At 66.1% G+C, this 12,513-nt stretch carries 7 protein-coding genes; 6 read left to right on the top strand and 1 reads right to left on the bottom strand.

Translation table 11 applies throughout. The annotated features are described in order from the left end of the window. The first annotated feature begins 63 nt into the window (after positions 1-63). From Pla123a_RS00635 to Pla123a_RS00610, 6 genes are all read left to right on the top strand, one after another. Positions 64-1,125 (top strand): serine hydrolase domain-containing protein, encoded by a 1,062-nt coding sequence (locus tag Pla123a_RS00635; RefSeq protein ID WP_197527559.1) that lies wholly within the window; start codon positions 64-66, stop codon positions 1,123-1,125. 266 nt (positions 1,126-1,391) lie between these two features. Then, a complete protein-coding gene (locus tag Pla123a_RS00630; RefSeq protein WP_146583590.1) occupies positions 1,392-4,583 on the top strand; it encodes an autotransporter-associated beta strand repeat-containing protein in 3,192 nt (1,063 codons plus the stop codon). Between the two features lie 361 nt (positions 4,584-4,944). Further along, entirely contained in the window at positions 4,945-6,195 is a 1,251-nt protein-coding gene (locus tag Pla123a_RS00625) for an outer membrane protein assembly factor BamB family protein (RefSeq protein WP_146583589.1), read from the top strand. A gap of 550 nt (positions 6,196-6,745) precedes the next feature. Continuing rightward, the gene (locus tag Pla123a_RS00620; protein ID WP_197527558.1) at positions 6,746-8,080 is read left to right on the top strand and encodes a pectate lyase family protein; all 1,335 of its coding nucleotides are present in this window, start codon (positions 6,746-6,748) and stop codon (positions 8,078-8,080) included. A gap of 124 nt (positions 8,081-8,204) precedes the next feature. Beyond that, positions 8,205-9,629: a nucleoside hydrolase-like domain-containing protein gene (locus Pla123a_RS00615; RefSeq protein ID WP_231956291.1), complete on the top strand. Its 1,425-nt coding sequence runs from the start codon at positions 8,205-8,207 to the stop codon at positions 9,627-9,629. Positions 9,630-10,729: 1,100 nt separating this feature from the next. Further along, positions 10,730-11,416, top strand: a complete 687-nt coding sequence (locus tag Pla123a_RS00610) for a hypothetical protein (RefSeq protein WP_231956290.1) — start codon at positions 10,730-10,732, stop codon at positions 11,414-11,416. Here the strand turns inward: Pla123a_RS00610 and ribD are convergent. Continuing rightward, a complete protein-coding gene (ribD, locus tag Pla123a_RS00605; protein ID WP_197527557.1) occupies positions 11,413-12,495 on the bottom strand; it encodes a bifunctional diaminohydroxyphosphoribosylaminopyrimidine deaminase/5-amino-6-(5-phosphoribosylamino)uracil reductase RibD in 1,083 nt (360 codons plus the stop codon). The genes Pla123a_RS00610 and ribD overlap by 4 nt on opposite strands. Between the last annotated feature and the right edge of the window lie 18 nt (positions 12,496-12,513).

The following is a 12,513-nucleotide window of genomic DNA, read 5'->3' as shown; positions in this document are numbered from 1 at the left end:
CTTCGACTCGCACTCTGTATGCGCACCCCACCCCCGCCAGCCCGCGCCGCCTTGCGCCTAGCGATGCTCTCTGGGCTCATCATGTTCAATCACCTGCCCGCCAACGCCGAGTCGTCGCAGGACGCGGCCGCCCACGAGATCGAGGCCCTGCTCCCGCCGCACGTCGGCGCCGCTGTCGTGGCGATCGACGGCGGACGGGTGACGTTCCAGCACTGCTGGGGCAGGCGCCGTGTCGACTCGCCGGAACCGGTCACGCCGGCCACGTGCTTCCGCATGGCGTCGGTCTCCAAGCAGTTCACCGCTACGGCCGTGCTGACGCTGGTCGACCGCGGCCAGGTCAAGCTGACCGACACGCTGGACCAGTTTTTCTATAGTGGCCCCGAGTACTGGCAAGGGATCACGGTGCGGCATCTGTTGACGCACACCTCCGGATTGCCGGACTACGAGTCGCTGGTCCCCGCCGGCACGACGCTGCAGGTCAGCGACTACAACGTGCTGGCGATGCTCGCGGACGCCGACCAGCCGAAGTTTGCGGCCGGGTCGCGGTTCGCTTATTCGAACTCGGGCTACACGCTGCTCGGCTTGATCGTCGAGCAGAGCTCGGGCCGACAGCTGCACGACTTCTTGCGGACCGAGGTGTTCGGGCCGGCCGGCATGCCCCACACGATTAACTACCTGAAGGGGATGAACCAGATCAGCGAGCGGGCGTACGGCCACGAGCGGGCAGGCGGCCAATGGCGGCTCGCGGACCAGAGCGTCACCAGCGCCGTGCGGGGCGACGGCTCGGTTTATTCGTCGCTCAACGACCTCGCGCACTGGGTGCAGGCGCTCGACAGCCGCCGGGTGCTGTCGCCGGAGTCGCTGCGGGCGGCGACCTCGCCGCAGGTGCAGTCGGACCGCGGAGAAGAGTCGTACGGCTACGGCTGGTTCGTTGGCGACTACCGCGGCGAGCGGCGGGTGTGGCACAGCGGCACGACGCAGGGCTTCGCGCTGATGCTCCAGCGCTTCCCCGACCGGAAGGCGGCGGTGGTGGTTCTGCTCAACGCGTCACGCGCGGACTCCGACGGCGAGTACGCCGAGCGGGTGGTCGACCGGCTGCTGTTCGCCGACGCGGGTCGCGAGTAGAGGACGACGCCGTTGCATTGGCGAGCGTTCCCGCTGCAACCACCGACCCCCTGGCGAGTCGTCTGGCGCCACGAATCCCCACAGACTGGCCCTGAATCGCGGCGTTCGGCAAGCCGGTTTGCCCGGCCACAGTTACAATGAGTGCTGAAGGCTGGGCGGGCCTGCTTGGGTTCGCTCCCTGCTTTCGTCATCCGCCACGCGGCTTCAGAACCGCGGAACGGCGTCCGGAACTCAGGCACCCCTCTTCGCGTACGATAGTATTCTCCATGCGTTTTCTACTTCTACTCTCGTTGTCGGCGTTGCTGCCCACCGCCGCGCAGGCCCAGCTCCTTGCGTTCCCCGAGGCGGAGGGCTTCGGCCAGTACGCCACCGGCGCGCGGACCAACCTGTCCGCCGCAAGCCTGTATCACGTCACCAACCTGGACGACTCGGGCCCCGGCTCGCTGCGCGACGCGTTAAGCCAGTCGAACCGATTTGTGGTGTTCGACGTCGGCGGGATCATCAACCTCGAGTCGGTGATGACGGTCGCCAGCAACATCACCATCGCCGGCCAAACGGCGCCGGGCGGGATCACGGTTTACAGCGATCGGGTCGCCTTCCACAACGCCAACAACCTCATCAGCCGCCACTGGGCGGTCCGCAAGGGCGACCCCGGCATCCGCGACGACGCGGCCAGCATCGCCCGCGGCCAGAACATGATCTTCGACCACATGTCCATCACCTGGGGGGTCGACGGCACGTTCGACATCAACCCCGACAGCGGCTACGTGATCGACGACATCACCATCCAGAACTCGATCGTCGCCCAGGGACTCGACCGCCTGGGCCACAGCACCGGCGGGCTGATGCAGCCGGGCGGCGGCGTCAGCGTCATCAAGTCGCTGTGGGCGGACAACGTGACCCGCAACCCCAAGGTCCGCAACGACAACGAGTTTATCAACAACGTCGTGTACGGGTGGGAGTCGGCCGCCTACATCATGGGCGACACGGCGGGCACTTCGAACGCCAACGTCGTGGGCAACTACTTCATCGAGGGCCCGGTCAACGGCAGCGCCCCGTTCAGCAGCGGCACCAGCTCGTTCCATATCTATGCCGACGACAACTGGGTCGACGACAACCGCAACGGCGTGCTCGACGGCTCGCTGGTCACCAGCTACCCCGGCGCCGACGTCGTGGCCTCGCCGCACGCGTTCCCGACCACCGCCGCCCTCACCGCGCAGCAGGCGGTGCAGCACGTGATGGCCAACGCCGGACCGCACATCGTCCGCGACGCGGTCGATTCGCGGCTGATGGCGGAGGTCGCCAGCTACGGGACCCTGGGCGGCGTAATCCAGCGCGAGACCGACCTGTTCCCCGGCTTCGGCTCCGACCCGGCCTACCTCAACCCACGCGCGCGGCTGACCGACACCGACCACGACGCCATCCCCGACAACTGGGAAACCGCCAACGGCCTCGACCCCGCCGACCCGGCCGACTGGAAAGGCCTCCGCGGCGATGGCTACACCGCGCTCGAGGGCTACCTGAACGAGCTCGGCGCCGACGGCGGAGCCGTCTCGGCCTCAATGGGCGAATGGACCGCGGCCGCCAACTGGGCCGGCGCGACGCCGACCTTCGCCGACACCGCCACCGTGGGAGGCACGGTCGTCCACTCGGGGGGCCACGCGTTCGCCCGCCGGGTGAACGTCCGCGGGACGCTGGTGATGACCGGCGGCACGCTCGACGTGTTCGACACCGCGACCTCGACCGGCACGCTGGCGGTCAGCGGCGGGACGCTCTCCTCCGGCCGGCTGCAGGTTGGCGCGTCCGGCTCTTCGGGCGCGCTGGTTGTGGGCGCCGGCGGCGTGATCCAGACCGGCTCGATTGAGAACGGCGGGGGTGGCGCGTCATTGTTGTTCGACGGCGGCGCCTTCCGCGCGGCGGACGATGGTGGCATTGCGGTTGCCACGACGCTTGCCGCTGGCGGCGCGACATTTGACACCGCCGACCACGCGACGGTGGTCACTGGCGCGGTCTCGGGCGTCGGCGGACTGACGAAGCAGGGCTCCGGGAGCCTCACGCTTGCCAGCGCGAGCGCCTACAGCGGTCCGACCCTTGTCGAGGATGGAACCCTGGCCCTCCCGAGCGGCGGGATTGGCGCCAGCCAGACCATCTCGGTTGGCGCCAACGGCGTGCTCGACGCGTCGGCCGTGGCCGGTGGGGTGTCGCTCGGCGGCGGCCAGTCGCTGGACGGCGCCGGGACCCTTGTTGGCGCCGTCACCGCGGGCGCAGGCGCCGTGGTGCGTCCGCAGGGGGTGTCGGGAAGTGGCCGGCCGGCGGTCGGCATCCAGGCCGAGAACATGACGCTCGGGAGCGACTGGGCCGTGTTCGACAACGCCGCCCACGGGACCGGCGCCGGCGGTTCTTACAGCGGCGCCGACCTCAACGACGGCGGCATCGTGCTGGTGAGCGGCGAGAGCCTATCGTCGGCCAGCGTGAACGGGGCCGCGTCAACCACGGTGGCCATCTCCGAGGCGGGCGCGTGGCGCCTGTACGCCAAGGTCGCCGAGCCGACCCTCTCGCCGATCGTGGGCGACCCATCGACCCAACCCGGCGGAAACAACAGCTTCTACACTTCGGTGTCGCCGGGCAGCCTGGCGGCCAGCCCCACCAACTACACGCCGGTGCAAACCCTCGACAACAACGCCGACGTGGCCGACTGGACCCTGGTCTCGACCTCGGTGACGCCGGCGAGCGGCGTCACCGGCCCGCTGGTCGCCGGCATCGACTACACGCTGGCCGCCGGCAGCCAGCCGTTCGCGATCTACGGCCGGGAGGTGGGCACCGTGATCGACGGCTTCGTCCTCAGCCCCGAAAACCTGACCGCGGCCGAACTCGAGACCGTCCTCTCCGGCCAGGGCCTGCCCACCGACGATCAGGTGCTGACCATCACCGGCAACTACCTGCACCAGTCGGAAGCCACGCTGGCGATCGACCTCGACAGCGCCGACTCCCTGAGCCGGCTGCGGGTGGAGGGCACGGCGTCGCTGACGGGCGACCTGTCTGTCGAGCTGACCGGCGGCTTCCTCCCGCAGCCGCAGGACGTCTTCGAGATCCTGACCGCCACGAGCCTCACCGGGCAGTTTGCCAACGCGACGGCGGGAGAGCGGCTCTCTGTCGTCGGGGGCGGGTCGTTTATTGTGGACTACGACTACGCGAACGACCTCGTCACCCTCTCGAGCTACCTTGAATCGCTGCCGGGCGACTTCAACGCCGACGGGCTCGTCGACGCCGCCGACTACACCACCTGGCGGGACGGCCTCGGCACGACCTACTCGAGCGCGGACTACGCGGTGTGGGCGGCCAACTACGGCCGGTCGCTCGCCGAGAGCCCCGCTGGCAGCAGGGCCCCCGAGCCGGCGGCCGGCGTGCTCGCGTCGCTGCTGCTGACCGCCGCCGCCGCCCGACGCCGACGCCCGTGAGGCCCGACCTCAACCGCGGCGCGGGCGGGCCAGCCAACGAATGTGGTCCGCGCTGAACACCCGGTAAGCCAGCAGCTGCAGCCGGTCGTTGATCAGGAACCAGGCCAGCGTGTACGCCCACACCAGCCCAGTCGCCTGCCAGTCGCCTGCCAGCCGATCGGCGCCAGATTTCTAGGATTCTCCGCAAGAAACGTCGTCCCTCACGGCCGAGTGCGGGGTTGCAAGGTGGGTAGGCCGTCACGCAGCGGCAGAAACTACCATGCCCCCTCTAGTAGCGGTGCTCCTCACCTTCCGCCCTCGACACGAGTGGCCACCTCACAGGTCACTACCTCACAAGTCACCACCTCACAGGAATTTGCCGATGACGTCTCGCCACCTGCCGCTCGCCGCGGTGATTCTCGGATTGGTTGCTCCGCACGCCTCCGCCGAGAACTGGCCGCACTGGCGGGGGGAAGGTGGCAATGGCGTCTCGAAGTCCGCCACCCCGCCGACGACCTGGTCGGAAACCGAGAACGTCAAATGGAAGGTCGAAATCCCGGGCCGGGGCTCTGGGTCCCCCATCGTTTGGGAGGACCGCGTCTACGTCGTCACCAGCGTCCCCGCTGAGAATGGCGAGAGCGACGCGCTCGACTTCCTCTTGATGTGCATCGACCGCGAGTCGGGCGATGTCGTGTGGCAGAAGACCGCCACGACCGGCGCCCCGCACGAGGGCACGCACAACACGAACAACTACGCCTCGGCGTCGCCGACGACCGACGGCCAGCACGTGTACGCGCACTTCGGCTCCCAGGGGCTGTACTGCTTCACGATGGACGGCCAGCCCGTGTGGGATCGGGACTTCGGCGACATGAAGACCCTCTTCGAGTTCGGCGAGGGGAGCTCTCCCACCCTCGCCGGCGACAAGATCATCGTGCCGTGGGACCACGAGGGCCCGTCGTCCCTGTACGCGCTGGACAAGCTGACCGGAGAGATCCTCTGGCAGGTCGAGCGCGACGAGCCCACCAACTGGGCCACCCCCTTGATTGTCGAGCACGACGGCCGTCAGCAGGTGGTGATGAACGGTCAGAACTACGCCCGCGCCTACGACCTCGAGACCGGCGAGGAGCTGTGGCGTTGCGCCGGCCAGACCCGGCGACCGGCGGCCTCGGCCGTCGCGCTGGGCGATACGGCGTTCGTGATGAGCGGCTTCCGGGGCGCGTTCCTGGGGGCCTTCAAGCTCGACGGCCAGGGCGACATCGAGGGCTCCCCCCAAGTGCTGTGGACCAAGGACAGCGACACCCCGGACATCGCCTCGCCGCTGCTCTCGGGCGGCCGGCTGTACTACTACAAGGAGAAGACGGGCATCCTCACCTGCCTGGACGCCGCGACAGGCGAGCCCCACTACGCCTCTCAGCGGACCCGCCTGCGAACGACCTACGCCTCGCCGGTCGCGGCCAACGGCTACGTGTACCTGTCCGACCGCGACGGCACGACCATCGTCATCAAGGACGCCGACGAGTACCAAGAGGTCGCCACCAACAGCATCGGCGAGACCATCGACGCCACGCCCGCGCCGGTCGACAACCAGCTCTTCATCCGCGGAGAACGGCGGCTGTTCTGCATTGAGGAGTAGCGGCGGACGCCGTGGCAACCGGCAGCGAAAAATGAGGAAGCCAGTGCAGGAGCAGGGGTTCCGAAACTCACCGCGGTTGTGACAACCTCAGCGAGTTTGCCGACCCTCTCCGGTGCCGCGGGCGATGCAACTTCTGCATTCTCCGGAGTTCAGAATCTGACCGAGGTATGACAACCGATGCGAGTTTGGTGCCCGGCAGATTACGGTCGAAGAGTTCCTCCTATCAGTTGGATTGGCAATCTCTGGCGACACGGTCCGACTTGTCCAATAGTGCGGGGCGGGCTTCTACCGCACACTGCGAGAAGAGCTCGCAGCGGCAATGGGCGTCGCGACAAAGTAGGGCGCGTCTCAAAACCAACCTCATTAAACATCGATTCACGTTGAAGGCTGTACCACAGGCAGGGAGAATCACCGCTTGGAACAAGTTGCATTAACTGCTGATCTCACGAACCTGCTGTCCTGTTGAGTATGTGACGCCATGAGAGCAACGAACTACGAGCACTCGGCCGATGCGATGCGTGAGTCCCCTTCGATAGCGGGACGAACCCCAGTGCCTGCGATCTGCTTCAGCTTCTTCACTGTTGTCCTCGCCATTGCGGCAACCGAATTGGCGTTTTGCGGAGAGCTCCCGGCCTTCCCCGGTGCGGAAGGGTATGGCGCTCGAACCACTGGCGGTCGCGGCGGACGGGTGATTGCGGTAACCAACTTAAAGGAGTCCGGTCCGGGGAGTTTCCGCACTGCGATCGAAGCCGAAGGGCCGCGGATCGTCGTGTTTCGGGTTGCCGGAACGATCGATAGCGAGGGCAAACGGTTCAGCATCAAGAACGACAACATCACGATCGCCGGCCAGACGGCTCCCGGTGACGGCATTTGCCTCAAAGGTGACCTTGCGCTCAACGCCAACGATGTCGTCATTCGTTACATCCGCGTGCGCCCCGACCCGGTTTCCCGCGAAGTCGACGCGATTTTCAGTCGTTACAAAGAGAACATCATCCTCGATCACGTCTCCACAAGCTGGAGCAGTGACGAAGTGTTGTCGATGTACCACAACCAACACGTCACGATCCAGTGGTGCTTGATTTCCGAAGCGTGTGCAAAAGGCAACACCGGACACCGGTTTGGCGGTATTTGGGGCAACAACTACGGCACGTACCACCACAACTTGATTGCCCACAACGACAGTCGCAATCCGCGTTGGGCGTCGGGCTGCGGCTACAACGACTACCGCAACAACGTGATCTACAACTGGGGCTACGAAAGCTGCTACGGCGGCGAGGCCCGTCAAAGAGGCGACCGGAGAAATCCACCCATCGAACACTCAACGATCAACATGCTAGCCAACTACTACAAGCCCGGCCCGGCCACGCGTAATGACGTGAAGGATCAAATCGCGAAGCCTTCGTCGAGGGGCGAGGGCGATTCAGGCAGTTGGCACGTGGCAGGCAACTTTTTCCACGGCTTTCCCAAGGTAGCCACGGACAACTGGCTGGGTGTGAAGGGCGATCGGTTTAAGAGACTGGCCGAGCCGTGGGACGCAATGCCGATCGAGCAGCAGTCAGCGGAGGAGGCTTACGAAGCCGTCCTCACCCACGCGGGTTGCTCGTTTCCCAATCGCGACCCGATTGACGCCCGCGTCGTCGAAGAAGTTCGCACCGGCACGGCCCAGTGTGGGGCTAACGGCATCATCACGACTCCAAAAGATGTCGGTGGTTGGCCGGAGCTGAAGTCAGCAGAGCCGCCGGCCGACACGGATGAAGACGGCATGCCGGACGAATGGGAGAAAGCACACGACCTGAACCCCGACGACGCTTCGGACGCAGCACGAGACCGCGACGATGACGGCTATTCCAACATCGAGGAGTACGTCAACGGATTAGTAGAATGACGCGGCATCTGCTTTCGGCCCGTGAAACCATCGGGTGTCACTGGCTACCAGCCTGTGAACCTGTGATTTCCTAGCGACCGGCTGAATGCTTATCCCACGGCTGCACACTTTGGACACACGGAAATTGAACACCCTACATCGGACGCTCCTGCTCCCCACGACAATCCTCGCCTGCCTGGCCACCTTCGCGTGCGCGCAGCAGGCTGACGCGGTCTCCGACAAACCCCGGGTCATCGTCACGACCGACGGGGAGATCGACGACGAGTGCTCAATGGTGCGGTTCCTGTTGTACGCGAATGAATTCGACGTCGAGGGCATCGTGACATCGAGTTCACAGTATCACTGGCAGGGCCATAAGTGGGCGGGCGACGAATGGATTCAGCCGCTTCTGGAGGCTTATGAAGAAGTCTACCCCAACCTTATCCAGCACGACCCCGACTTTCCCACGCCGGACTATCTCAGATCCATCACAGTGCTCGGCAATGTCAAATCGGAGGGCGACATGGACGAAGAAACTGCGGGATCGCAGTTGATCGCCAAAGTTCTGCTCGACGACTCGGATAATCGACCGATCTGGTTGCAAGCGTGGGGCGGACCCAACACCATCGCACGTGCACTGAAGACGATCGAGGAGAAGCATCCGGGCAAGATGGCCGCGGTGGCAAAGAAGATCCGCTTCTATTTTATCTGGGAGCAGGATGACACCTACCAGAAATACATTCGGCAAAGCTGGGGCAAATTCAACATTCCGACGATCGTCTCTGATCAGTTCATCGCCTTCGCCTACGAACGGCAGCGGAAGGCCGTACCTCAGCAGGTGCAGCGCTATTTCTCCGCAAAGTGGATGAACGAGAACGCCTTACACAGTCATGGGCCGCTGCTAGAAATGTACAAAGCACACGACGATGGACGCTTCCGGTCCGAAGGAGACTCGCCGGCATTCCTGCAAGTTATTCCGACCGGTCTGCGCAGCGACGAATCACCAGACTGGGGCGGCTGGGGCGGTCGATTTACCAAAGTCCGCGAAAACACATGGCTCGATCATGTTGCGGAGCATGGCTACGAGTATCCCGAGGGTCGTTGGTATGGCAGCTCGGCATGGGGTCGCAGACGTGCAAAACGCGAGACCACCAATGATCCGGAATTGACTGCCTACCTCAAACCTCAATGGCGCTGGATCGATGCGATTCAGCGAGATTTCGCGGCGCGAGCCGACTGGTGCGTGAAGTCTTATGACGAGGCCAACCATCCGCCAGATATCAAACTGGCTCACGACGCCGACTTACAGGTCAGTCCGGGCGAGGCCGTTTCGCTAAGCGCTGCTGGAACCAGCGACCCGGACGAAGACGCATTGACGTATCGCTGGTGGCAATATGCAGAAGCCGACTCGGCGGAATCCCAGGTGGACATCAACAATGCGGGGCAGCAAGAGACCGGCTTCGTCGTCCCTAGCGAGCCCGGCAAACAGGTTCACATCATTCTCGAAGTTACTGACAATGGCTCACCGCCGCTCGTTCGCTACCAGCGGATTGTGTGCAGCATTGAATGATCAAACTCAGCCAAAGGCGGGGGGATTGGCAAGGCCCCGGTGGGTGGCACTGGAGAACACCCGAGTAGTTTGTATTCGGCGCAGTTCTTGGGGCTCTGCAACTGCCGTCGGTGCTCATCGCTTCGCTCAGATTTGACTCCGGCCGCCGTGCAGCGGTTGGACCACCCGTCCGCTGTAGCAGGCTCAAGCTAAGTACGGAGGTGTCTGCCGAGAAAAGACACCTCGCGCAGTTTCGCAAATTCCTTGGAAACGTCGGTGTGCCCATCCTCGGCAACTTTGAGCCCAATTGACGACGCGCCGGCGTGAAACTGCTGCGCACCCGGGTAGCAGCGACTTTCGTTCGCGTTAGGGCCGGCCAGCAGGTGGACTCGTTCGAACGAACTTCGGTGGGCGCCAGCCCAATAGGCCTTGCGGCGTCGACGTCTGCTTGCGAGTCGATCTCCTCTCGTCGCAAGCGCTGCCGACGTTCGCCCGATCATGGCTTCCCAGCAGGCAGGCTTCCTCGCGGGCGAAGTTCGCTGCCACCCGGGTAGTTGTCCCCGGCCCTCGGAGCTGTGGGTTCCTGGCTCGGAGAGCCAGGGATACTATCAGCGGCCGCTGCGGTACAGGAACACGCTGCTTCGGTACTCCCTCGCTTGGGAGGCGGGCTTCGATTCTGCTCGACATTCGCTGCTCGAATCTGGCGACTTTTGAGTGGCGAAATCCCACCTACCGTGGTCCAATGGAGGGTTGCCCCGAGATCCAGGCGGGCGGATAGGCGCCTCGGGACCGAGCAGCAGAACTGGGCGCCGGGATCGGGCGCCGCGACCGCTCGTGGCGGTCGGGCTGCCCGACGCTAGCAGCGGGATGGGCAGTGGGGGTCGGCTGCGACCCGATCAAGGAGAAACCGCGGCGGGGGTTTTGTCCCCTCCGCGCGATAAAACGGACTAAACCCCTGGGGACTGTCTCTCTCCGGGTCCCTCCGACGGACGCAGAAAACCTGCTATAACAGCTTAAAACGCGTTGCACGGGCGTCCGCCGCCGCTTTCGGCGTGCTCCGGCCCCATGCGACAGCGGACAAAACCCACCCTTCATCAACCGAGTCACTCAAGGCGCCGCCGATGCCCGCCCCCGGGAACGAACTCAACACGCTGCTGGCGCCCCGTTTCTTGTTCCAGTTTGCCGCGCCGATCAAGCGGCACACGCCGATCTGGTCGCAGGCCGGCGTGGTGCTCGACGAGTCCTGCCGCCTGCCGGACCTGGCCTCGCTCGACCGCGGCACGCCGAGCTCCGAGCGGCGCTTCGCCGACGTGCGGATGGCCTGGGCGCCCGAGGGCCTCGCGCTGACCGTCACGGTGACCGGCAAGCGTCAGGCGGTGTGGTGCCGCGAGTCGCGGCTCGACGAGTCCGATGGGCTGCAGGTCTGGATCGACACCCGCGCCACGCACAACATCCACCGGGCGAGCAAGTACTGCCACCGGTTTGGCTTCCTGTCGGCCGGCGGCGGCCGCGGCGCCGCCGAGGCGGCCGCCGACCAGCTGCTGATCAACCGCGCCCGGGAGAACGCCCGCCCGGTCCGGCCGCGCGAGCTGCAGGCGATCGGCCGCGTCAAGGAAGACGGCTATCACCTGATGGTGTTCATCCCGGCGGGCGCCCTCGGCGGTTACGACCCCGACCAGCACGACCAGCTCGGCTTCCACTACGAGGTGATCGACCGCGAGCTCGGCGTGCAGACCTTCGCCAACGGCCGCGAGTTCCCGACCGACGAGGACCCCAGCTGCTGGGCCACGCTGCGGCTGGAGCGCTAAGCTCGGGCCACCCGCCCGCGGACGTAGACATCGCCGCCCGGCGTGTCGAACGCCACATCGCTGAGCGCGAGGGCCTTGGTCATGTCGGCCAGTCCGTGGCCGCCGATCGGGCTCGGCGCGTCGGCGCCTCCGCACAGCTTGGGGGCGACGAACGCGTGGACCTCGTCGATCAGTCCGCCGTCGAACGCGGCGCCAAGGCCCCTGGCGCCACCCTCGATCAGCACATTGGTCATCCGACGCGCGCCCAGCTCGTCGAGCAACGACGCCAGCCGTTCGGTGTGGTTGCGGCCACCCAGCGCGAGGACCTCGACTCCGTCGGCCGCCCGGTGGCGCGCGACCTGGCTCGGCACCACGCTGATCACCGGGGCCTGGTCGATGGTCCTGGCGAGCTGACTGCCGGGCGCCACCTCGCCCAGCACGACCCGGGCGGCGGTCCGCGGGCCGGCGGGCCGCGCGGTCAGCAGCGGGTCATCGTCGCGGGCGGTGCCGGCCCCCACGATGATCGCGTCGACCCGGCCACGGAGCTGGTGGACGATCTCGCGCGACTCGGGCGAGCTGATCCACTGGCTGCTGCCGGTCGACGTGGCGAGCTTGCCGTCGAGGGTCATGGCCCACTTGGCGATGACCCACGGGCGGCCCGCCTGAGTGAGCTTAAGGTACGGCGCGAGCAGCCGCCGCGCGTCCTCCTCGCCGACGCCGGTGTGGCACTCGATGCCGGCTTCGGTAAGTTGCTGCAGGCCGCCGCCGTTGACCTGGGGAAAGGGATCACGAACGGCGAACACCACCCGCGCAACCCCGGCGGCGATGAGCGCCCCGGTGCAGGGGGGCGTCTTGCCGGTGTGGCAGCACGGCTCGAGCGTGACGTAGGCGGTGGCCCCGGCGGCGCGCTCGCCGGCGGCGGCCAACGCATTGACCTCGGCGTGGGGTCCGCCGAACTGCTGGTGCCACCCCTTGCCGACCACCTGGTCGCCGTGGGCAAGAACGCACCCGACCATCGGATTGGGCTCCACCGCTCCCTCGCCGCGGGCGGCGAGTCGGACGGCCAGGGCCATCATCGCGGCGTCGGTCTGTGTAGGCATCGTGTCAGGCCGGAGACG

This window comes from Posidoniimonas polymericola, assembly GCF_007859935.1.
Taxonomy (GTDB): Bacteria; Planctomycetota; Planctomycetia; order Pirellulales; family Lacipirellulaceae; genus Posidoniimonas; species Posidoniimonas polymericola.
Note: the sequence above shows the minus strand (reverse complement) of the source record. Positions and strands in the feature narration are given on the sequence as shown.